General features: G+C 73.2%; 23 protein-coding genes. 16 read left to right on the top strand and 7 right to left on the bottom strand.

Annotated elements, in window-relative coordinates; genetic code table 11:
• Positions 1-5: 5 nt before the first annotated feature.
• The 3 genes from BJ993_RS07135 to BJ993_RS07145 are packed head-to-tail and all read left to right on the top strand — an operon-like array spanning position 6 to position 2,554.
• Entirely contained in the window at positions 6-1,241 is a 1,236-nt protein-coding gene (locus tag BJ993_RS07135) for a cytochrome P450 (protein WP_179648225.1), read from the top strand.
• Position 1,242: 1 nt separating this feature from the next.
• A complete protein-coding gene (locus BJ993_RS26520) occupies positions 1,243-2,256 on the top strand; it encodes a 2Fe-2S iron-sulfur cluster-binding protein (RefSeq protein ID WP_308645506.1) in 1,014 nt (337 codons plus the stop codon).
• Position 2,257: 1 nt separating this feature from the next.
• The gene (locus BJ993_RS07145) at positions 2,258-2,554 is read left to right on the top strand and encodes an EthD family reductase (protein ID WP_179648226.1); all 297 of its coding nucleotides are present in this window, start codon (positions 2,258-2,260) and stop codon (positions 2,552-2,554) included.
• Here BJ993_RS07145 and BJ993_RS07150 read toward each other — a convergent pair.
• On the bottom strand, positions 2,494-3,765 hold the full coding sequence (locus BJ993_RS07150) for an MFS transporter (protein ID WP_036548966.1): 1,272 nt from the start codon (positions 3,763-3,765) through the stop codon (positions 2,494-2,496). The genes BJ993_RS07145 and BJ993_RS07150 overlap by 61 nt on opposite strands.
• A gap of 149 nt (positions 3,766-3,914) precedes the next feature.
• Here BJ993_RS07150 and BJ993_RS07155 point away from each other — a divergent pair, with 149 nt between their 5' ends.
• The gene (locus tag BJ993_RS07155; protein WP_036548968.1) at positions 3,915-4,412 is read left to right on the top strand and encodes a thioesterase family protein; all 498 of its coding nucleotides are present in this window, start codon (positions 3,915-3,917) and stop codon (positions 4,410-4,412) included.
• 105 nt (positions 4,413-4,517) lie between these two features.
• Here the strand turns inward: BJ993_RS07155 and BJ993_RS07160 are convergent, their stop codons facing one another.
• A complete protein-coding gene (locus tag BJ993_RS07160) occupies positions 4,518-4,871 on the bottom strand; it encodes a DUF2568 domain-containing protein (RefSeq protein WP_179648227.1) in 354 nt (117 codons plus the stop codon).
• A gap of 82 nt (positions 4,872-4,953) precedes the next feature.
• Between BJ993_RS07160 and BJ993_RS07165 the strand changes: the two genes are divergently transcribed.
• Positions 4,954-5,697, top strand: a complete 744-nt coding sequence (locus BJ993_RS07165) for a helical backbone metal receptor (protein ID WP_179648228.1) — start codon at positions 4,954-4,956, stop codon at positions 5,695-5,697.
• A 9-nt stretch (positions 5,698-5,706) separates the two neighbouring features.
• Here BJ993_RS07165 and BJ993_RS07170 read toward each other — a convergent pair whose 3' ends face one another.
• Both BJ993_RS07170 and BJ993_RS07175 read right to left on the bottom strand, forming a co-directional pair.
• On the bottom strand, positions 5,707-6,501 hold the full coding sequence (locus BJ993_RS07170; protein WP_179648229.1) for a hypothetical protein: 795 nt from the start codon (positions 6,499-6,501) through the stop codon (positions 5,707-5,709).
• Positions 6,498-7,070 carry an RNA polymerase sigma factor gene (locus BJ993_RS07175; protein WP_179648230.1) on the bottom strand — a complete coding sequence of 191 codons (573 nt, stop codon included), beginning with the start codon at positions 7,068-7,070 and terminating at the stop codon, positions 6,498-6,500. The genes BJ993_RS07170 and BJ993_RS07175 overlap by 4 nt, the downstream gene beginning before the upstream one ends.
• Before the next feature lie 168 nt (positions 7,071-7,238).
• Here BJ993_RS07175 and BJ993_RS07180 point away from each other — a divergent pair, with 168 nt between their 5' ends.
• The 5 genes from BJ993_RS07180 (at position 7,239) to BJ993_RS07200 (ending at position 10,647) form a co-directional block, all read left to right on the top strand.
• The gene (locus tag BJ993_RS07180) at positions 7,239-7,469 is read left to right on the top strand and encodes a hypothetical protein (RefSeq protein WP_036548979.1); all 231 of its coding nucleotides are present in this window, start codon (positions 7,239-7,241) and stop codon (positions 7,467-7,469) included.
• Positions 7,470-7,598: 129 nt separating this feature from the next.
• The gene (locus BJ993_RS07185) at positions 7,599-8,825 is read left to right on the top strand and encodes an AGE family epimerase/isomerase (RefSeq protein ID WP_179648231.1); all 1,227 of its coding nucleotides are present in this window, start codon (positions 7,599-7,601) and stop codon (positions 8,823-8,825) included.
• Positions 8,822-9,745, top strand: a complete 924-nt coding sequence (locus tag BJ993_RS07190) for a carbohydrate kinase family protein (RefSeq protein ID WP_179648232.1) — start codon at positions 8,822-8,824, stop codon at positions 9,743-9,745. The genes BJ993_RS07185 and BJ993_RS07190 overlap by 4 nt, the downstream gene beginning before the upstream one ends.
• Before the next feature lie 63 nt (positions 9,746-9,808).
• A complete protein-coding gene (locus BJ993_RS07195; RefSeq protein ID WP_036548984.1) occupies positions 9,809-10,105 on the top strand; it encodes a type II toxin-antitoxin system VapB family antitoxin in 297 nt (98 codons plus the stop codon).
• On the top strand, positions 10,105-10,647 hold the full coding sequence (locus tag BJ993_RS07200; RefSeq protein ID WP_179648233.1) for a LytR C-terminal domain-containing protein: 543 nt from the start codon (positions 10,105-10,107) through the stop codon (positions 10,645-10,647). Before BJ993_RS07195 ends, BJ993_RS07200 begins: the two co-directional genes overlap by 1 nt.
• A 3-nt stretch (positions 10,648-10,650) precedes the next feature.
• Here BJ993_RS07200 and BJ993_RS07205 read toward each other — a convergent pair whose 3' ends face one another.
• Positions 10,651-12,162, bottom strand: a complete 1,512-nt coding sequence (locus BJ993_RS07205; RefSeq protein ID WP_179648234.1) for a potassium/proton antiporter — start codon at positions 12,160-12,162, stop codon at positions 10,651-10,653.
• A gap of 72 nt (positions 12,163-12,234) precedes the next feature.
• Between BJ993_RS07205 and BJ993_RS07210 the strand changes: the two genes are divergently transcribed.
• Positions 12,235-13,737 carry an FAD-binding protein gene (locus BJ993_RS07210; protein WP_308645507.1) on the top strand — a complete coding sequence of 501 codons (1,503 nt, stop codon included), beginning with the start codon at positions 12,235-12,237 and terminating at the stop codon, positions 13,735-13,737.
• Between the two features lie 136 nt (positions 13,738-13,873).
• Entirely contained in the window at positions 13,874-15,043 is a 1,170-nt protein-coding gene (locus BJ993_RS07215) for a pyridoxal phosphate-dependent aminotransferase (RefSeq protein WP_308645508.1), read from the top strand.
• A gap of 7 nt (positions 15,044-15,050) precedes the next feature.
• On the opposite strand, the gene BJ993_RS07220 is transcribed toward BJ993_RS07215, so the two are convergent.
• On the bottom strand, positions 15,051-16,064 hold the full coding sequence (locus BJ993_RS07220) for a hypothetical protein (RefSeq protein ID WP_179648235.1): 1,014 nt from the start codon (positions 16,062-16,064) through the stop codon (positions 15,051-15,053).
• A 107-nt stretch (positions 16,065-16,171) separates the two neighbouring features.
• Here BJ993_RS07220 and BJ993_RS07225 point away from each other — a divergent pair, with 107 nt between their 5' ends.
• The 3 genes from BJ993_RS07225 to BJ993_RS07235 are packed head-to-tail and all read left to right on the top strand — an operon-like array spanning position 16,172 to position 18,932.
• The gene (locus tag BJ993_RS07225; protein ID WP_179648236.1) at positions 16,172-16,624 is read left to right on the top strand and encodes a putative T7SS-secreted protein; all 453 of its coding nucleotides are present in this window, start codon (positions 16,172-16,174) and stop codon (positions 16,622-16,624) included.
• A 5-nt stretch (positions 16,625-16,629) separates the two neighbouring features.
• Positions 16,630-17,562, top strand: coding sequence for a hypothetical protein (locus BJ993_RS07230; protein ID WP_179648237.1), 933 nt, complete (start codon positions 16,630-16,632; stop codon positions 17,560-17,562).
• Positions 17,559-18,932, top strand: a complete 1,374-nt coding sequence (locus tag BJ993_RS07235; RefSeq protein ID WP_179648238.1) for a hypothetical protein — start codon at positions 17,559-17,561, stop codon at positions 18,930-18,932. Before BJ993_RS07230 ends, BJ993_RS07235 begins: the two co-directional genes overlap by 4 nt.
• Here the strand turns inward: BJ993_RS07235 and BJ993_RS07240 are convergent.
• Positions 18,911-20,245: an acyltransferase family protein gene (locus BJ993_RS07240; protein WP_179648239.1), complete on the bottom strand. Its 1,335-nt coding sequence runs from the start codon at positions 20,243-20,245 to the stop codon at positions 18,911-18,913. The genes BJ993_RS07235 and BJ993_RS07240 overlap by 22 nt on opposite strands.
• 158 nt (positions 20,246-20,403) lie before the next feature.
• On the opposite strand from BJ993_RS07240, the gene BJ993_RS07245 reads away from it, so the two are divergent.
• Positions 20,404-21,414 (top strand): AurF N-oxygenase family protein, encoded by a 1,011-nt coding sequence (locus tag BJ993_RS07245; RefSeq protein WP_179648240.1) that lies wholly within the window; start codon positions 20,404-20,406, stop codon positions 21,412-21,414.
• Positions 21,415-21,430 lie beyond the last annotated feature (16 nt).

A 21,430-nucleotide genomic window follows, 5' to 3' on the forward strand; every position in this document is an offset into this window, starting at 1 on the left:
CTCCCATGACCGCCGTACAGCAGCCCACGACCCCGCCGGACCTCTCCTGGCTGGAGTCGGTCTCGATGTCCCAGCTCGAGCGCAACCCGTATCCCACCTACGAGCGCCTGCGCCGCGAGGCACCGTTGGCGTTCGTGCCGGTGCTCGGCTCGTACGTCGCCTCGACCGCCGAGGTCTGCCGCGAGGTCGCCACCAGCCCCGACTTCGAGGCCGTGATCACGCCCGCCGGGGGACGGACCTTCGGCCACCCCGCGATCATCGGCGTCAACGGCGACATCCACGCCGACCTGCGCGGCATGGTCGAGCCGCAGCTCCAGCCCGTCGAGGTGGACCGGTGGGTGGACGACCTGGTCCGTCCGATCGCCCGGCGCTACCTGGAGGCCTTCGAGGACTCGGGCCGCGCCGAGCTGGTCGGCGACTACTGCGAGCCCGTGAGCGTCCGGTCGCTCGGCGACCTCCTCGGCCTGCAGTCGGTGTCCTCGGACCAGCTGCGCGACTGGTTCCACAAGCTCAACCGCTCGTTCACCAACGCCGGCGTCGACGAGGACGGCGAGTTCCTCAACCCCGAGGGGTTCCGGGAGGGCGACGAGGCGAAGGCGGAGATCCGAGCCACCGTCGACCCGCTCATCGACCAGTGGATCGCCGAGCCGGCCGACACCGCCATCTCGCACTGGCTGCACGACGGGATGCCTCCCGGCCAGACCCGCGAGCGGGAGTACATCTACCCGACCATCTACGTCTACCTCCTCGGCGCGATGCAGGAGCCGGGCCACGGCCTCGCCTCGACCCTCGTCGGGCTGTTCAGCCGTCCCGAGCAGATGGAGGAGGTCGTCGACGACCCGGCCCTCATCCCCCGCGCGATCTCGGAGGGCATGCGCTGGACCTCGCCGATCTGGTCCGCCACGGCGCGCATCTCGACCCGCGACGTCACGGTCGCCGGCGTCGACCTCCCGGCCGGGACGCCGGTGATCCTGTCGTACGGCGCCGCGAACCACGACACCGGCCGGTACGACGCCCCCACGGAGTTCGACCTGCACCGACCGCCCCTGCCCCACCTCGCCTTCGGTGCCGGCAACCACGCCTGCGCCGGCATCTACTACGCCAACCAGGTCATGCGGATCGCGATGGAGGAGCTGTTCGAAGCGATCCCCAACCTGGAGCGCGACACCTCCGAGAACGTGGAGTTCTGGGGCTGGGGCTTCCGCGGCCCGACCACGCTGCACTGCACGTGGGAGGTGTGAGGTGACGGTCACCATCGGCGAGCGCCGGGTCGAGGCCGCCGCGGGCCAGACCGTGCTCGAGACGTTGCTGCGGGCCGGGGTGTGGATGCCGAACTCCTGCAACCAGGGGACCTGCGGCACTTGCAAGCTGCAGGTCGTCGCCGGCGTGGTCGACCACGGCGACTCCCCGCTCGACACGCTCACCCCGGACGAGCGCGCGGCCGGCCTCGCGCTGGCCTGCCAGGCCCGGCCGTGCGGTGACACGGAGGTCGCGCTGCGCGGCGACGTCGCGGGCCGGACCACCCATCCCCTGCGCGACCTCGTCGCCACCGTGGTCGCCGTCGAGGACGTCGCCCGCGACACCCGGCGGATCCTGCTCGGGCTCGACGAGCCGCTGGCGTTCAGCGCCGGCCAGTACGTCGAGCTGGTCGTCCCCGGGAGCGGCGAGCGGCGCGCGTACTCCCTCGCCAACACCGCCGACGAGGACAAGGTCCTCGAGCTCCACGTGCGCCGAGTCCGAGGTGGGGTGGCCAGCGACCGCTGGCTGTTCGGCAGCGTCGCCGTCGGCGAGCGGGTCCGGGCGACCGGCCCGCTGGGCGACTTCCACGTGCCCGCGGCGGAGGAGGACGACGGCGAGCCGATGGTCCTGATCGGGGGCGGCACCGGCCTCGCCCCGCTGGTGGGCATCGTCCGCACCGCCCTCGAGCGCCACCCCGGTCGTGAGGTCCTCCTCTTCCACGGTGTCCGCGGGCGGGCCGACCTCTACGACGTGGGCCGGCTCGAGGAGCTCGCGGGCGCCCACCGGGGGTTCCGCTTCGTCCCCGTCCTCTCCGAGGAGCAGGGGACGCCCCATCGCACCGGCTTCCCGACCGACGCCTTCCTCGACGACGTCCCCAGCGCCCGCGGCTGGTCCGGCTGGCTCTGCGGACCGCCGCCGATGGTCGAGGCGGGCGTGCGGGCGTTCAAGCGGCGCCGGATGGCGCCGCGGCTGATCCACCGCGAGAAGTTCACCCCCGCCGACGACCAGGAGTCCTGACATGCCCACCCTGACCGTCCTCTACGGCACCCCGACCGACCCGGACGCCTTCCGCCGCCACTACGAGGCCGTGCACGTCCCGCTGGCGACGGCGCTGCCGGGGGCGACCGCGGTGCGGTACGCGCTCGACGTCGTCACCCTCGCCGGCGATGCGCCGGTGTTCGCGAGCTTCCGTGCGGAGTTCCCGACGCGGGCGTCGCTCGACGCCGCGCTCGCGTCGCCGGAGGGCCAGGCCGCTCAGGCGGACGTGCCGGCGTTCGCCAGCGGCGGCGTGACCATCCTCGTCGAGGGCGACTGAGCGGGCGCCGGCGAGAGCACCCAGTTGGCGACGCCGGCGAGCAGCACGAGCGTCGCCGCCACCACGGGTACGACGAGCGCGGCGCCCGTCCCGAACCGGTCGGCCAGGGTGCCGGTGAGCACCGATGCGCTCGCCTGGCCGACGATGACCGCCGAGCCGAGCATCGTCATCACGGTGGCCGAGCGGCCGACGGGGCTGCGCAGGGCGCCGAGGCTGTACTGCGTGACCATCGTCGGGCCGACGCCGACGCCGACCACCAGCAGGAGCAGCGACATCTGGGCGACCGAGCCGACGAACGGCAGCACCGCGGTGCCGGCGACGAGCACGCCGGCGAACACCAGCCAGCGGGCGCGGAGCGTGAAGGATGCGGGGAAGAGCGCCACGCCGAGGGCGAAGGCCGCGGAGCCGATGCCCATGACGCCGTACACGAGCCCGGCGCCCTCGGCGTTGCCGTGGTCGCCCATGAACGCGGTGAGCGAGGTGAGCATCGAGCCGAAGAAGAGGCCGACGCCGAGGATGCCCGCGATGACCACGACGAGTGCCGGACGGGCCAGCTCGGCGGCCGGTGCGGTCTCGACGGCCGTGCCCCGGGCCGAGCGCACCGCGGTCGCGCTGGGGTGCACGGCGAACGCCGACACGAAGACGAGGGTGACGACCGCGGCCGCGGCGACCGGCGCCCACGGGTCGAGGGCGGTGCCGAGCACGCCGACGAGGAACGGCCCGACGATGAAGACCATCTCGTCGGCTGCCGACTCGTAGGCCATCGTCGCGTCGAAGGTGCGCTCACGGCGGGCCGGCGAGATCCGCGCGGCGATGATCTCGACGAGTCGGCTGCGCGACATCGGCGCGATCTGCGGCGCCGTGGCACCGACCAGGAAGGCGACGGCGAGCACCGCGGCGCCGGGCAGCGGGCTGTAGACCACCCACGCCATGAGGCCGAGCGCGGTCGTCGACGCGAGCCCCGCGACGAGGAGGACCGGTCGCTGGCCGAACCGGTCGGCGGCCGCGCCGAGCAGCGGGCCGAAGCAGGCGGCGCCGAGGCCGACCATGGCCGAGCTCAGGCCCCCGAAGGCGAGCGAGTCACGGCCGGAGACGACGAGCGTGAGCACGCCGACGACCATCATCGCGTAGGGCAGGCGGGCGACGAGCGCGATCGGGAAGTACGACGGCCCGGTCGCGCGGATCAGTGTTGCGGGGTGGTGCTGGCTCATGTCCTCGAGGTCCTGCGGTCGGGTGCCGCCTTGGACCGCCGGAGCGAGCCGGCGCGAGGTAGATACACGAGTGGATCCGTTGCGTCCATGGTACGCCGCCAGGTGACGCCGGCGGCAATCCCCGGACCGGTTTGAGTAGGGTCCGGGGCATGAGCACGCAGCCGACGTACGACCAGCTCGCCCCCCTGCCCGCGTTCGCGGAGCAGCCGGTCCCGATGGGGTTCGAGGACATGAACGGCTTCCTCAACGTCCGGCACTACCTCGGCATCGGCAGCGAGGGCCTCGACGAGTCGCTGCACTCCGTCGGCATCCCGTTCAACTGGCCCCTCGTGAGCGGCTTCGCCTGCCTGTCGGCCGAGCACCACCTGACCTACCTGCACGAGCTGAAGAGCGGCGACCAGATGTCGGTCCGGGTCCGCCTCGTCGGCCGCTCCGACCGCGCCGCGCACGCGGTGGTCTACATCCTCGACGACACCAACCAGCGGGTGGCCTGCGTCTTCGAGGAGATCCTGCTCTGCGTGCGGCTCGAGGACCGCAAGACCGCCCCGTGGCCGGCCGAGGTCGCCGAGGGCCTCGACAAGCGGGTCGCCGAGCACGCCGCCATCGGGTGGGAGCCCGCGCTGTCGGGGAGCCTGGCGCTGCGCTGAGCCGGGTGCGGGAATCCCCCGCTGAGCGGGGATTCCTGCGCTTGATGACGGTTGCAACGGCCGACAACCGTCAGCTTCCCCGCTCCGGCGGGGATTCCTGCAGCGCTACAGCTGCTGCTCCTCCACCAGCACCCGGATGCCGGGCAGCAACGCCAGCGCGTTGACCACCACGGAGAAGACGAGCAGCGCCACCGCCCAGTCCTCGTGGCCGGCGTCCCACAGCGCGAGGGACGCCAGCCCGAAGACGACGACCTTCACGATCGGGCGCACCCAGGTGCCGCCGAACCGCGCCTTCGGCGAGGCGAAGAGGAACCACGCCGCCATCGCCACGAGCGGCAGCAGCCACACCAGCAGCCAGCGGGGGTCGTGGTCCCAGCCCCACACGCCGAACGCCGCCACCGCCAGCAGCTCGTCGACGAACACCAGCGCCAGCACCGACCACCCGAAGATCGCACCCACACCGGGATCATCCCGTATCCATCGATGAGCCCATAGGGGCCGCGCAGCAGCGGGTCATCGATGGATACGGCATCGTGGGGTCGTGACCGTCGACGACCTCGGGCATGACGTCCCGCTCCCCGGCCCGCCCGCGCGGGTCGTCTCCCTGGTCCCCTCCATCACCGAGGCGCTGGCCACGGACGTCCCGGAACGGCTGGTCGGCGCGACCGACTGGTGCACCCACCCTGCCGGCCTCGACGTCACCCGCGTCCGCGGCACCAAGAACCCCGACCTGGCGGCAATCCGCGCCCTCTCCCCCGACCTCGTGGTCGCCAACAAGGAGGAGAACCGCGAGCTCGACGTGCGCCGCCTGCGCGACGCGGGCGTCCCCGTGTGGGTGACCGACATCGAGACGGTGCCGCAGGCGCTCACCTCCCTGACCCGCCTGTACGACGAGGGGCTGGCCCTCGACGCCCCCGACTGGCTGCGGGCGGCGCGGGCCCGCTGGTCGGCCCCCGTCCCGCAGGTGCGGGGGCGGGTCGTCGTACCGGTGTGGCGCGACCCGTGGCTGGTGGTCGGTCCGCGCACGTACACCGGCGACCTGCTGCGCCGGCTCGGCTGGGAGAACGCCTTCGACGCGGGCGAGGACCGCTACCCCAAGGCGGACCTGGCGGACCTCGACCGCGACGACATCGACCTCGTCCTGCTGCCGGACGAGCCCTACGTCTTCACCGCCGACGACGGGCCGGAGGCGTTCACGAGGGTGCCGACGAGGCTGGTGTCGGGGCGGCTGCTGACCTGGTACGGCCCGGCCATGGTGGAGGCGTACGACGCCCTGTCCGGGTGAGGGCCGCGGTCACTGCGTGATGTCGCGGCTCGTCCCGTCGGCCAGGTGGACGGTGAACGACCACGAGTCGTCCGGGTTCGCCGAGCTCGGCGGCACGCCGGGCCACCACGCCGCGAACCGGTTGCCAACGACCGAGGCCTCGATGTCGAGCCCCGACGAGGTGTGCACGGTGACCGCGGTGACGTCCTTGCCGACGAAGCCCGCGGTCCAGGTGAACCAGCCCTCGTCGGTGCTGCCGCTCATGGCGCCGGTCTCCTCGATGTCGCCGGCGGCGACGACCGGGGCCGCCGGCGGGTCCGCGTCGTAGCTGCCGAAGTAGTCGTCGTCGACGCTGCGCACCCCTCGCTCGACCATCTCCTCGGGCATCAGGCAGGTCGCCTCGCCAGCGGGACCGCTGAGCAGCACGTAGGTCCACTCGCCCCGCCGCTCCGCCACCACGACCCGCTCGCGTGCGTCGGGGAAGGCGTGGGAGGTGCGGCAGACGTCGCCCGCCCGGGCGGCGGCCGTCCCGGTCAGGGTCTCGGGCTCCGGCGTCCACGACCCGTAGGCACCACCTCCCCCGACCAGCAAGGCCGGTACGGCGACGCCGGTCGCGCTGGCCAGGCCGAGCCCCACGAGCAGCCGCCGCCGACGCCGGGGGCGGACCGGCTCGACCGGGACCCCGCCCTCGGCTGGAGTCGCCACGATCCGCGCGAACATCGCGTCGGCGCGCTCGCGCTGGGCGTCGGTGAGCTCGGCCGGGGGTGCGGGGTCGAGCTGGCGCACCGCAGCGGTCATCAGGGTCTCGGCAGTGGGCGTGTTCATCGGGGGCTCCTCTCGGAAGCAGGACGGCCGGGCAGGCGGTCGCCGGCAGGGGTGGCATCGAGGTGGCGGCGCAGCGTGCGCCGCGCGCGGGACAGCCGCAGGCGGAAGGCGGTCGGCGTGATGCCGAGCACCGCCGCGGCCTCGGATGCGGTGAGCCCGTCGAGGACGGAGAGCGCGATCGCCTCCTGGTCGGAGGCGCTCAGCCGCGGCCAGGCGGCGGCGACGTCGACCCGGCAGGCCACGAGGTCCGGGTGCTCGCCGGCGTCCGCGGGACCGCGGGGTGCGTCGGCGAGACGGACAGCCACCGCCCCGTGCCGGTCCTCGCGGCGGCGGGCGTTCTGCAGGGTCTTCCGGGCGACCCCGAAGAGCCAGGCGCGCGCGTCCGAGAGGTCGGTGGGTACGTCGTCCAGGCGGCGCCAGGCGACGAGCATGACCTCGCCCACGACGTCCTCGGCGTGGCTCGGGTGCACCCGCCTGCCGACGAAGCGGAGCAGGTCGGCGTACGCCGCGTCGTAGACCGCGCGGAAGCGCTGTTCGCGCTCCTGCGGCGACGAAGTGGTGGTGTCCATGCCCTGTACCTGTCGAGAACGGCGCACGTGTGTCATCCGATCTTCGCCGCCCGGCGAGCACCGTGCGAGGACTCACCAACAACGCTGTCGTGCGTGTCACAGGCTGTGACACCAATTCGTAACCGTTGGGCCGGGTTACCGAAACCTCACCAACGCACAGTGGTTGTCATGAAGAAGACGACCTCTCCTGAGACCCAGACCGGCCGTCACCTCGAGTCCGTCGGCACCAACACCGCCGAGACCGTCGAGGACGCCGCCGCCCGTGCCGTTGCCCGCCGCGCCAAGCTGCGCGACCGCCACGCCCAGAACCTCACCCGCCTGATGGACCAGCGCAGCGACCTGCGCGGGGTGAACTCGCTGGCCGACTTCGTCGACGACTCCATCCGCTGGACCGCCTGACTCCCTCCGCTCACCCTCCGCGCTCCCTCCGCACGGCGCCCCCCAGCCCCTCGCGGCTGCCCGACGACCGGACACGCTCCGGTTGGCGAGCAGCCGCGAGGCCCATGTGCGGGTGACTACCCTCGGCCCATGACGTGGTCCGAGGAACCGGCGCACACCACGCTGCTCGCCGAGGAGCACGACCGCCTCCTCGACTTCGGCGCCTCGGCGCTGGTCCACCCCGCCGGTGGCGCAGCCTGGCTGGACGACCGCGGCGGCGCCGACCTCGGCCGCGGCGTGCTGACGTGGATCACCTGCCGGATGGTCCACGTCCACAGCCTCGCCGCCCTGACCGGCCGGACCGGCTCCGCCGAGCTCGCGCGGCAGCTCCTCGACGGGCTGGCCGGACCGCTCCGCGACACCGGCCACGGCGGCTGGTTCCACCGCCTCGACGCCGACGGCCGGCCCGACCTCGCGGCCGGCAAGTCCTGCTACGACCACGCCTTCGTCCTGCTCGCCACCTCCAGCGCGGCGGTCGCGGGGATCGACGGCGCCGAGGCGCTGCTCGCCACCGCCGGCGACGTCTTCCTCGAGCGGTTCTGGGACGACGACGCGGGCCGCTGCCGTGACCACTTCTCCGCGGACTGGACCGGCCTGGACCCCTACCGGGGCCTCAACGGCAGCATGCACGCCGTCGAGGCGATGCTCGCCGTCGCCGACGCCACCGGTGACGACGCCTGGCGGCGGCGCGCCGCCCGGGTCGCCGGCCTCGTGGTCGACCTCGCGGCGTCGTACGACGGACGGCTGCCCGAGCACTTCGACAGCGACTGGACGCCCCTGCTCGACCACAACGAGGATCGGCCGGCCGACCCCTTCAAGCCGTACGGCGCCACCGTCGGCCACGGCCTCGAGTGGTCCCGGCTGCTGCTGACCCTCGAGGCCGCGCTCCCGGGGAGCGACGACCGGCTGCTGCCGACCGCCCGGCTGCTGTTCGACCGTGCGGTCGGGGACGGCTGGGACGTCGACGGTGCGCCCGGCTTCGTCTACACCACGGACTGGTCGGGCCGCCCGGTCGTGCGCGACCGCATGCACTGGGTCGTCGCGGAGGCGCTCGCCGCCGCGGCCGCGCTGTCCCGTCATACCGGCGAGGAGCAGTACGACCACTGGTTCGCGCGGTGGTGGCAGTACGCCGAGGACCACCTCGTCGACCGCGACGCCGGCTCGTGGCACCACCAGCTCGACCAGCGGAACCACCCGGCGGCCGGGGTGTGGCCGGGCAAGCCCGACCTCTACCACGCGGTCCAGGCGACGCTGCTCCCCCGGCTGCCGCTGGCCCCGACCATCACCCGAGCGATCGCGGACGGAGCACTCGCATGAGCCGGCAGCCGGAGGTCCTCGTCGCGGGCGAGGCCCTGATCGACATCGTCCAGCAACCGGGCGCGGAGCCCGTCGAGCTGCCCGGGGGCAGCTGCGCCAATGTCGCGCTCGCCCTCGGCCGGCTCGGGTGGGAGCCACGGCTGGCGACCGCGCTCGGCGACGACGAGCGCGGCGACCGGCTCCGCGACTGGCTCGCCGTCAGCGACGTGACGGTCGACGCCGTCGTCCCTCCCAGCGGGCGGACCAGCACGGCCGCGGCCGTGCTCGACGCCACCGGCGCCGCCCGCTACGAGTTCGACCTCTCGTGGGAGCTGCCGCAGATCGACGACCAGCCGTACGACGCCGTCCACGTCGGCTCGATCGCCTCCGTCCTCCCCCCGGGCGCCGACGCCGTCCGCGACCTCGTCCGCCGCACGCGTCGCCACGCGCTCGTCTCCTTCGACCCCAACGCCCGTCCGGCGATCACCACCGACGCGGGCGCCGCCCGAGCGCGGGTCGAGGAGCTGGTCTCCCTGGCCGACGTCGTGAAGGTCAGCGACGAGGACCTCGGGTGGTACTTCCCGGGGGTCGACCCGGCCGACGCCGCGGCCGTATGGGGCGGGCTCGGGCCGGCGGTGGTCGTCGTGACGCGGGGCGGCTCGGGAGCCACCGTCGTCCGCGCCGGCGGGCAGCGGTTCGACGTACCGGGCGTGGCGGCGGTGGTCGCGGACACCATCGCGGCCGGCGACACCTTCACCGCGGGGCTCCTCGACGCCCTGCTCTCGGCCGGAATCCACGGCGCCGACGCCTACGCACGGATCACGGCGCTCGACGACGACCAGCTGGTCCGGGTCGTCCACCACGCCCACGCCGCCGCGGCGATCACGGTGTCGCGTCCGGGCGCCGACCCGCCGACACGGGACGAGCTGGGCACGCCCTGATCCTCCGTCCGGCGCCGTGCGCGCGGCCGGGAGGTGCCCGCCGCCCCCGTAGAATCCGGATCCGTGATCTTCAAGCGCGTGGGGGTCGGGCGTCCCTACCCCGACCACGGCCTCACCTCGAAGGGGTGGGCAGCCGTGCCCCCGCGCCAGGTCCGCCTCGACGAGCTGGTGACGACCAAGGACACGCTGCAGCTGTCGTCGCTGCTCGACGAGGACTCCACCTTCTACGGTGACCTCTTCGCCCACGTGGTGTTGTGGAGGGAGGAGTTCTACCTGGAGGACGGGCTGCACCGCGCGCTGCGGGCGGCCCTGCAGCAGCGCAACGTCCTCCACGCGCGCGTGATCCGGATGGAGGGGTGATGGACGGGCTCGACCTCAAGGAGGGCAACCGGTCGGCGATCACGCTCGCCGTGCTGGCCGTGGTGTTCCTCGCCGGGCTGGCCTGGGCGTGGAACCGCGTCACCGAGCCGTTCCCGGAGAAGGTCGAGGCGGCGCCCTGCACCGACACCCTGATCGCGGCCGGCGAGGACGTCGCCCCGCCGCAGGTCATGGTCACCGTCCTCAACGCCGGCGGCGGCAACGGCCTCGCCGGGCAGACGATGGGCAAGCTGGTCGCCTTCGGGTTCAGCGAGGGCGACACCGGCAACGCCCCGGCCAACACCGGCCCGGTCTCCGCGCAGGTGTGGGCGAGCGACCCCGGCGACCCGGCGGCGATCCTGCTGGCGTCGTACCTCGGCGACGACGTGGAGATCGTCGACCAGCCCTCCGGCTACCCCGGTGTGACGATCGTCGTCGGCAAGCGCTTCGACAAGGTCCGCAAGGGCCGGCCGACGGTCACCGCCCAGAAGGACAGCTACGTCTGCACGCCGCCGCTGAGCAGCAACCCCGACGACCTGTCCTGAGCGTCATTCGCGGCGTCGCTCGTCGTCGCCCAGCCACTGCGCGAGCCGGCCGCCCGCGCTGACCTGGCGCAGCCGCTGCTCGGTCGCCTCCCGCAGCTTGCGCGGCGTGACGACGAGCAGGTCGTCGCCGTGGCGGAGGACGGTACGACGCTCCGGCACCATCGCCTGCCCGTCGCGCACGATCATCGACACATTGGCCCCGACGGGCAGCCGCAGCTCGCCGACCTCGACGCCGTGCAGCTTCGACGCGGGGCTGATCGTCACCTGGAGCAGGTCGGCGGCGACCTTCTCCAGGGGCGCGGCCTCGAGGTCGAAGCCGCGTGGCTCGGAGCGCCGGGTCACGCGCAGCACCCGCGCCACCCACGGCAGCGTCGGCGCGGTGATCAGGGTGTCGAGCACCACCAGCACGAAGACGATGTCGAAGAGCCGGGTGGCGCCGTCGACGCCCTCGGCCAGCGGGATCGTGGTGAGCACGATGGGGACCGCGCCGCGCAGGCCGGCCCACGACAGGAAGCCGAGCTCGTTCCACGGCATCGGCCGCACCACCGCGCTGACCACGACCGACAGCGGACGCGCGATCGCGGTGAGGATCGTGCCGGCCAGGACGGCGGTGCCGATCACCGCCCAGTCGATGCGGCCCGGCGACAGCAGCAGGCCGAGCATCACGAACAGGCCGATCTGCGCCAGCCAGGCGAGGCCCTCGACGAACGACCGGGTGGTCGCCCGGTGCGGGAGGTCGGCGTTGCCGAGGACCAGCGCGGCGACGTACACGGCGGCGAACCCGCTCGCATGGACGGCCGCCGCGGCGCCGTACCCGATGAGGGTGAGGCAGAGGACGGCGATCGGGTAGAGGCCGGACGACGGCAGCGCGACCCGGCGCATGACCCACGCGCCGCCGAAGCCGGCGGCGAGGCCGAACGCGACGCCCGCGACGAGCTCGTAGACGACGATGCCGGTGGTGCCGAGCAGGCCGTGGTCGCCGACGGCGCCCGACGCGACGAGGGTGACCAGGACGACGGTCGGCGCGTCGTTGAGGCCGGACTCGGCCTCCAGGGCGCCGGTGACCCGCTTCGGCAGCGGGACGACGCGCAGCACGGAGAAGACGGCGGCGGCGTCGGTGGGCGAGCAGACCGCGCCGAGGAGGATCGCCAGCTCCCACGACAGCCCGAGGACGAAGTGGGCGCCGAGGGCCATCACGCCGACCGAGACGAGCACGCCGATCGTCGCGAGGGAGAGGCCCATCCGCATGGCCGGGCGCGCGTCCCGCCAGTTCGTGGTGATGCCGCCCTCGGCGAGGATGACGGCGAGCGCTCCGAAGCCGAGCGCGTGCGCGAGCTGCGCGTCCTCGAAGGTGATGCCGACGCCGGACTCACCGAGCGCGACGCCCATCAGGAGGTAGACGAGAAGACTCGGGAGGCCCACCCCGGAGGACATCCGGACCGCCAGGACGGCGAGGAACGTGACTGCGGCGCCGATCAGCAGGAAGGTGTCGAGCTGGTGGACGTCGAACGTCATGCGATTGTCACTCGGCTTTCGTCGGGTGGCGGGGGCCTAGTCTATCGGTAGAACGTGTTCTAAATTGATCCTGTGACGAGTGCCGACAGCAACCTCCCCGCCGGTCTGGCGATTCCCGCCGTGCTGCCCGCGAGCGACCTCCCGCCCGACGCCGAGAGCTTCGACGTGGTCGTCGTCGGCTTCGGGATCGCCGGCGGCTGCGCCGCCCTCGAGGCCGCCCGCGCCGGCGCCCGGGTGCTGCTCCTCGAGAAGGCCGCCGTGCACGGCGGCACCTCGTCGATGTCGGGCGGGCACTTCTACCTCGGCGCCGGTACGGCGGTGCAAGAGGCCACCGGCCACGAGGACTCGGTCGAGGCGATGGTCGGCTACCTGATGGCGTCGACGAAGGACCCCGACGAGGTCAAGATCCGCGCCTACTGCGAGGGATCGGTCGCCCACTTCGACTGGCTCGAGTCCCTGGGCTTCCAGTTCGAGCGCTCGTACTTCCCCGGCAAGGCCGTCATCCAGCCCGGCACCGAGGGTCTGATGTTCACCGGCAACGAGAAGGTCTGGCCCTACCGCGACCAGGTCGCGCCCGCGCCGCGCGGGCACAAGGTCCCCGTCCCCGGGGACACCGAGGGCACCAGGATCGTGATGGACCTGCTCCGCTCGCGCGTCGAGGAGGCCGGCGTCGAGGTCCGCTACGAGACCGGCGCGACCAACCTCGTCGTCGACGGCGACCCCGCGACCGGTGCGGTCGTCGGCCTCGCCTGGAAGTCCTTCGAGCGGACCGGCCTGGTCCGCGCCGGCTCCGTGGTGATCGCCGCCGGCGGCTTCGTCATGAACGCCGACATGGTCGCCCGCTACACGCCCGCGCTCGGGGTCAACCTGTTCACCCTCGGCTCCACGTACGACGACGGGCTGGGCATCCGCCTCGGCGAGTCCGTCGGGGCAGCCCTGGAGAACATGGAGGAGCCGTTCATCACGGCCCCCTTCTACCCGCCGTCCTCGCGCTGCAAGGGGATCATCGTCAACAAGGACGGCCAGCGCTTCGTCGCCGAGGACAGCTACCACGCGCGGACGTCGTACCACGTGCTGCAGCAGCCGGACGCCGTCGCCTATCTCATCGTCGACAGCGAGCACCTCGGCGAGGACCACATGCCGCTGGTGCCGCTCAAGGACGGCTTCGAGACCCTCGAGGAGATGGAGGACGGCCTCGACATGGCCCCGGGCACGCTGGTCAAGACCGTCGAGCGCTACAACGAGCACGCCGCCGCCGGCGAGGACCCCGACTTCCACAAGCACCCCGACTGGATCGCCCCGCAGACGGCCGGCCCGTGGGCGGTCCTCGACCTCTCGCTCGGCAAGGCGCTCTACGCCGGCTTCACCATCGGCGGCATGGCCACGACGGTCGACGGCGAGGTCCGTCGTACCGATGGCACGGTCGTGCCCGGCCTGTACGCCGCCGGCGCCTGCGCGTCCAATATCGCCCAGGACGGCAACGGGTACTGCTCCGGCACGCAGCTCGGGGAGGGGTCGTTCTTCGGGCGGCGGGCGGGTCGCCACGCCGCGGGAGTTTCACCGGCCGGCCGGTGATTCTCCCGCCCTTGGACGAGAGAACTCACGGTTGGACGATGAAACTTCGTCGTCCAACCGTGAGTTTCACCGGCCGGCCGGTGATTCTCCCGTCCTTGGACGAGAAAACTCACCACCGCCGCCTACCCTCGACCCCGTGACCGACCGCCTCACCGCCGCCACCCGGGCGAACGTCCCGCCCTTCCACGTCATGGACCTCCTGGCCGCGGCGGCCGAGCGGCAGCGCACGCACGGCGACCTGCTCAACCTCGTGGCGGGCCAGCCCAGCACCGGCGCACCCGCGCCCGTCACCGCCGAGGCGGTCCGCCTGCTCAACACCGGCGACCCGCTCGGCTACACCACCGCCACCGGCATCCTCGAGCTGCGCGAGGCGATCGCCGGCCACCACCGCAGCCGCTACGGCATCGAGGTGGCGGCCGAGGACGTCGTGGTCACCACCGGCTCCAGCGGCGGCTTCCTGCTCGCCTTCCTCGCGGCCTTCGACACCGGCGCCCGCGTCGCGATCGCACGCCCCGGCTACCCCTGCTACCGCAACGTGCTCGCCGCCCTCGGCTGCGAGGTGGTCGAGATCGCGACCGGCCCGGAGACCCGCTTCCAGCCCACGGTGGAGCAGCTCGACGAGGCCCATGCGCGGCAGCCGCTCGACGGCCTCGTGGTCGCGAGCCCCGCCAACCCGACGGGCACCATGCTGCAGCCGGAGGAGCTCGCCGCGATCGCCCGCTGGTGCGAGGACCACCAGGTCCAGCTGGTCTCCGACGAGATCTACCACGGCATCCAGTACGCCGGAGCCAGCGCCGGCTGCGCCTGGGAGACCTCCCGCGAGGCGGTCGTCTTCGGCTCGTTCTCGAAGTACTTCTCGATGACCGGCTGGCGCCTGGGCTGGATGCTCGCTCCGGAGCGGCTGCGTCGCCCCGTCGACGTGCTGACCGGCAACTTCAGCATCTGCCCGCCCGTCCTCGCCCAGCATGCGGCGCTCGCGGCGTTCGACCCGACGTCGTACGCCGAGCTCGACGGCCACGTGCAGCGCTACGCCCACAACCGCGCCGTCCTGCTGGAGGGACTCCCCCGGCTCGGCATCACCGAGCTGGCCCCGGCCGACGGCGCGTTCTACGCGTACGCCGACGTGCGGCACCTGACGCAGGACTCGATGGCCTACGCCCGCGACCTGCTGGCCCGCACCGGTGTCGCCGTGGCGACGGGCATCGACTTCGACACCGTCGACGGCGGCCACTTCCTGCGCTTCAGCTTCGCCGGCGCGACCGACGACATCGTCGCCGCGCTCGACCGGCTCGACGGCGCGCTCTGACGCCCGGCTACTCCAGGCCTGCCGGGCAGGTGCTCGGCGGCGAGGACGTGTAGACGCAGGCGGCGAAGCTCGGCAGCGGCGGGAGCACCTCAGGCGGCAGCACCAGCAGCCGCGGGTCGTCCAGCGCCGCCAGCATGGACTCGACGGAGATGTCCGTCAGGCCGATGAGCTCCTCGTCGCCCGGCTCGCCCTCCAGCTCCCCGACGGACTCGCTGACGGTGACCTCGGGACGCCCCGACGCGGCGTCCCCGGGGATCCACACGTAGTGCCCGCCCCCGCCGTCGTAGGTGTAGACCGACTCGTAGGCCGTGGCTCCCGCGGGGGTGGTGTGCACCTCGCAGAAGGACCCCTCCACGGTCGGATCGCACCCGACCTCGCCGCGAGCGGCGGCGTAGTCGGTGGCGATGTGCTCGACGTAGAGGGAGTAGGTGTGCATCCCCGTGTGGCTGACCACCTGCCACTCGGTCGCGCCGGCGCGGGCGGCGCCGGTGAGCTCCCGGCGCTGGTCGCCGTCGAGGTTGTCGGGTGCCGTGCTCCAGCTGAGCGCGCTCACCGTCCCGGTCTCGGCGGACGAGGGGAACACCTCCTCCGAGACGGCGACCAGGTCGCTCTCGACGGTGACCGGGTCGAGGGTCGTCGGCGTGGGCTCGTCCGACGGCTCGTCCGACTGCTCGTCGGACGGATCGTCACTGCTCGACGACGTCGTGTCGCCGGAGTCGTCGTCGCGCAGCAGGAGGAAGGCCGCGACCCCACCGCCCGCGGCGAGCAGCAGCACGAGGACCACCAGCCCGACGACGAGGCCGACCCGGCTTCCCCCGCGCCGCGGCGGAGGCGGCCCCCAGGGCTGCTGGCCGTAGGGCGGCGGCGCGAGCGGCGGGGGTACGACGGGCGGTGGCGGGACGGCACCGGCCGGCGGGGCGGCAGGCGGTCCGACCTGGGTCGGCGCCGAGGACGGGTCGAAGCCCGGACCGGCCGGACGGCCCTGTCCTGGGTACGGCGGGGGTTGGCCTGCGTCCGACATCGCTCACTCCGGCTGAGAAGGTTCCCGGCGATCATGGCACTCTGGCTCCTGGTCCGCTGCGCAAACGAGAGGTTTGCGCCACAGTTTTCGGGGGAAGGGCGCGACTCATGTACGGCGACACCGAGCTGATCAGGCGTCGCGTCTCCGCGCTGCGCGACCAGGGCGCGGACGTGCGGGCGCTCGCGGACGAGCTGGTGGCCCGCGTCGACGGGCTCGGCTGGAGCGGACGCGCCGCCGAGGCGATGCGCGAGCGCGTCACCGAGCGTGCCCGCCACCTGCGCATCGCCGCGGACCGTCACGTCTCGGCCGCCGACGCGCTGGCCGACCACGCCGAGGCGGTCGACACCACCGCGGAGGAGATCGCGGCCATCGAGGCCCGCGTCTCGGCGAAGGTCGCCGACGCGCAGGCGCGCATCGACGCGATCGCCGCCCGCAACGAACGCTCCGACGGCCCGCAGATCACCCCGGACCCCCACGACGAGGCGCTCGCCGCCTTCGTGGCCCCACCGCCCGGCCACCGCGACTGGCTCTCCGTCGACCTCCCCGGACTGGAGCACTGACGCCCGTGCCGACCATCGACCTGACGACCGTCGCGACGCTGGACGACAACCGGCCTGCGCAGCCGCTCGACGCAGCGCCCCGCCGCATCGGCGTGACCCTCAGGGAGCTCCAGCACGCGGCCGCCCTGGCCGGTGACGCGCCGCTGCCCTTCGACGTCGCGGAGCCGGTGGCCGCCGACGCGATGCAGTCCCGCCTGGGCAGCAGCCCCACGACGACCGACGACCAGTCCTACCGCGCCGTCGTCGCCGCCCTCCACGACCCCGGCGACGCCCTCACCCGCCGCGGTCTGCTCACCGACGGCGTCCTCGACCCGGGGCTCGCCGGTGCGATCGGCCTCCTCGCCGCGCCGCGGACGGCGGTCGACATCGACCTGCGGATGGCGGGGGTGCAGGCGAAGGTCTGGCACCGCCAGGACCGCTCCGCGGTGGCGTCGCTCGCCACGGTCGACGGCATCGTCTTCGAGCTCGGCTGGTTCGGCATCGACGCGTGGGCCGGCGAGCTCGCCCGGGCCGCCGCCGTGAGCGAGGACGTCGAACTCGGCGCGTCCACCGTCCCGTCGTACGTCGACCTGCCGTTCGAGCTCGCCGACGCCGCCGCCGAGGCCACCCGGGTGGGCCGGGGCGACCTCCTGCCGGTCCTGGCAGCGCGCCACTCCGGGGCCGTGCTCGGTCCCGACGGGGTGCTGCCCGACGACGCCGTCGCCCGGCTGCTGACGTCCCTCGCCGGCGAGGCCCAGGGGCGCCTGCGGGCGCTCGTCGCCGACGTGTCGGGCGATGCCGTCGACACCGTCGGGGTCGTGTCCTGGACGCTCCTCGCCGACGGCTGGCGGGCGCTGCGTCCGCACCAGCTCGACGGCGTGCCCCGGCTCGAGGTGCGCTCGGTGGAGCCGGCCGACCTCGCCAAGGTCGTGGCCCCGGTCCTGGAGGGAGCCCGATGAACCGGCCCGAGACCACCTCCGTCGACCAGACCCCCGTCGAGGAGCAGCCGCTGACGCCGGTCCAGGCGGCCGACCTGGCCGACAAGTACGACCAGATGCTGCGCCTCGCCGACGTCTTCGACGACGCCGGCGCCCAGATGCGGGAGTGGGCCAAGCTAGGCCGCGACGTGCTCTCCGAGCCCGAGGTCACCGCCTCCGCCGAGCTGTCGAAGACGACCTGGGCGACCGCCGAGGAGGAGCTCCGCGCCGCGACCACCGGCAAGGACGGCCTGCTCAGCCGCTCCATCGAGCTCGACGCCGACGCCCTCGTGCTGCGTGCGACCGTGCTGACCTACCGCTGGATCGACGAGCTGCAGGCAGCGGCGTACCAGACCCTCGGCTCGATCGCGGGCAAGGCGATCGGCTACCTCGCCCCGCAGGTCAGCCTGGGCGGAGCGATCGTGGCCGCCGGCCTCATCGAGACCGACTCGCTCGACCGCGACGGCGTCGCGACCTATCTCAACGAGCTCGCCGAGGCGAACCCCGAGCTGATGGAGCACGTCACCACCGGTGGCGGCCTACTCGACAGCCTCCAGATGCGAGGGCTGCTGACCGCCGGCGTCCTGTCCGGCGAGGGCGGCCGGGCCGCTCGGGCCGGCGGGCTGCGCGCCTCGGGCATCGCTCCGATCGGCGACGACTGGGGCTCCGCCCTGCGCGATGTCGCCGTCGACCTGCCGGACGCCGCCGAAGCCCCTGCGCCGGCCACGGCCGGGCTCAGCGACGAGGACGCCGCCCCGACCGGCCTGGGCGACCTGATGGCCCTGCTGGCCGACGGCGACGACAGCCTCCCGGTCCGGATCCTGCGGGTCGGCCCGGACCGCCTCCTCGCGTTCCTCTCCGGCGCTGCCGCCCCGGCCCGTAGCGCCGGCCGGCTGCGCCTGGTGTCGGGCGACGCCTCCGGTCACGCCGAGGCCGTCGTCCGCGCCCTGGCGGCTGCGTCGGCCGACAGCGACGGCCAGACGCGGGTGATGCTCGTGGGGCGTGGCAGCGGCGGCGCGGCGGCGATCGAGATCGCGACCCGCACCGACCTGCCGGGCTTCGTCGTCGACCAGGTCGTCACCGCCAGCGCGCCGGCCGCCCAGCTGCCCGCGCTCCCGGCCGACGTCCAGGTGCTCTCGCTCGAGGACCGCAGCGACCCCGTCGCGCTCCTCGGCTCGCTGATCAACGCCGCCACGGCCAACCGCGTCACCGTCGTGTACGACGCCGGGTCGGACCCCGACGTCCCGCCCCTCGTCGCGGGCGGGCGGGCAGCGGACCGCGCCGACCACCCGGACCTGGTGGCGTCGCTGGCCCGCTGGCGCGAGCTGGGCTATCTGCGACCCCCGGCCTGAGACGGCAGCCGCAGGACACCGCCGAGGACGCACGCGGCGATCGGCACCAGCGGGAGGTACCAGAGGATCTCCCCGTCGCGGGCGATCCCCATCGAGGCCAGCGTCCCGAGGCCGGCGCAGGTGCCGACGACGGCGAGCACGGGCCGGAGCGCTGAGGGAGCGGGCCGCGGGTCGGGGGCCGGGGTCTCGAAGCGCCCGACGAGCGCGACCGCACCGGCGGTGAGGACGGCGAGGGTCGCGAAGTAGAGCGGCCGGGTCGCCCACCAGCCGGCGGTGTCGGGCAGGCGGTGCAGGCCGAACCCGTCGAGCAGCATCGAGCCGCCGACCAGCACGCCGAGCATCGTGAGGTGCCACAGGTAGATGCTCATGATCCGGGCGTTGACCAGCACCGTCAGCACCCACACACGGCGGCGGGCCACGAGGCGGCGCAGGATCGGCTCCAGGGTCAGCACGACCCCGGCCTGCAGCAGTCCGAGGAAGCCCTGGGTGACGCGGGTCGGGTAGGCGTTGTCGATCTCACCGGTCGACAGGCCGACCATGGAGACGGCGTACGGACCCTGGACGGTGAGCACGTAGAGCACGCCGAAGCCGACGGCGACGAGGGCGATCCGGCGGGCGGGCGAGGCCAGCTGTCCGTCGAGCCAGGCGTAGCCGAGCATGTGGACGGTGCTCCACACCACGACGTAGTTGAGGAAGCCGACGGCGACGAGGTCCTGGCTGACGCTGACGAGGTCGATGAGGCCGCCGAGGGCGAGGCCGCCGCCGATCGACCACCAGCCGAGGCGCTCCCAGGCGAGGAGCGTGAGCGGTGCGACGGCGACGACCACCACGTAGGCGGCCATGAACCACGTGGGCACGAGCGAGGCGCGGCTGGCGATCCGGAGCAGGTCGGCGTCGACGCCGGCGGCGTGCGCGGACGGGGCGACGACCGCCCAGAAGAGCATCAGCGGGAGCACCGGAAGCACGAGCCGGCGCAGCCGTGAGCGCAGCCAGGCGCCGTACCCCTCGTCGCGACGCCGGGCCGAGCGCCACGACAGCGCGTTGGAGTAGCCGCCGACGAGGAAGAAGACCGGCATCACCTGCAGCACCCAGGTCAGCGGGTGGGTCCAGCCGGCGAGGTCGAGCAGGTCGCCGCGGTGCAGGCCGCCGTCGCGGTCGACGTACACGGCGGCCATCAGCCAGTGGCCGAGGACGACGACGAGGATCGCGGTGGCTCGGAGCAGGTCGACGACCCGGTTGCGCTCGACGGGGGTCTGGTCGGCGAGGGAGGCGACGGTCGGGAGCAGGCGGGACGGGCTCGTGGCGGTGGGCATGGGAGCGATCCTCGTCACTCCGCCCGCTGCCCACCCGGGTGGAAGTACTCAAAAAGGAAACCAGTTCCTTGACAAACCCGGGGTCAATGTATGCAACATGTTGTTGCGCTAACAGAGTGCATGCTCCCGCTTTCGACGATGAAACGGATCGAGGAACGATGACCGCCACCGCTGACCGCACCGCCGAGATCGCCCCTGACACCCTCCCGGTGACCGAGGGCCTCAGCTACCAGGAGACGCTCAAGGTGCTCTCCGAGGCCTCGGTGCACCAGCACTTCGACGCATTCCTCGACATCGCGTGGGACAGCCCGGAGTTCGAGGTCGTCCCGAACGACCCGCGCTGGGTGCTCCCGGAGATCGACTCGCTCGGCGGCACGGACTGGTACAAGTCGCTCCCGCTCGAGCGCCAGATCGAGATCGGCCAGTACCGCCTCGCGAACATCATGAAGGTCGGCCTGCAGTTCGAGCAGGTGCTGATCGGCGGCATCATGAGCCACCTCATCGCGATGCCCAACAACCGTGCGGAGTTCCGCTACTCCACGCACGAGGTGACCGAGGAGTGCCACCACACCCAGATGTTCCAGGAGGGTGTGAACCGGATCGGCGTCGACGTCCAGGGCGGGCCGAAGTGGTTCGTGAAGATCGCGCCCTTCCTGTGCCTGGCCGGCGGCCCGCTCCCCAACATCTTCTTCTTCGGCATCCTCGCGGGCGAGGAGCCGATCGACTACCTGCAGAAGTCCGTGCTCCGCTCGGGTCACGAGATGCACCCGATCATCGAGCGGGTCATGCAGATCCACGTCGCCGAGGAGGCGCGCCACATCGGCTTCGCCCACTCCTACCTCGTCGAGCGCTCGAAGGACTACGGGAAGCTGCAGCGCTTCGGCCTGTCGCTGGCCTACCCGATCATCATGCGCACGCTCTGCGACGTGATCATGAAGCCGAGCCGCCAGATGCAGAAGGACCTGGGCATCCCGAGGTCGGTCATGCGCGAGGTCTACTGGAAGTCCGACAAGTCCTCCAAGCTGCTGCGCGACACCTTCGGCGACGTGCGCATGCTCGCCGACGAGCTGGGCCTGATGAACAAGGTCTCCCGCCAGGTCTGGAAGGCGCTGGGCATCGACGGCCCGTCGTCGCGCTTCCGCAGCGAGCCGAAGTCCGCCGCGGTCTGACGACCGCGCCGACTCC

The sequence above is a fragment of the Nocardioides aromaticivorans genome, from assembly GCF_013408525.1.
Taxonomy (GTDB): domain Bacteria; phylum Actinomycetota; class Actinomycetes; order Propionibacteriales; family Nocardioidaceae; genus Nocardioides; species Nocardioides aromaticivorans.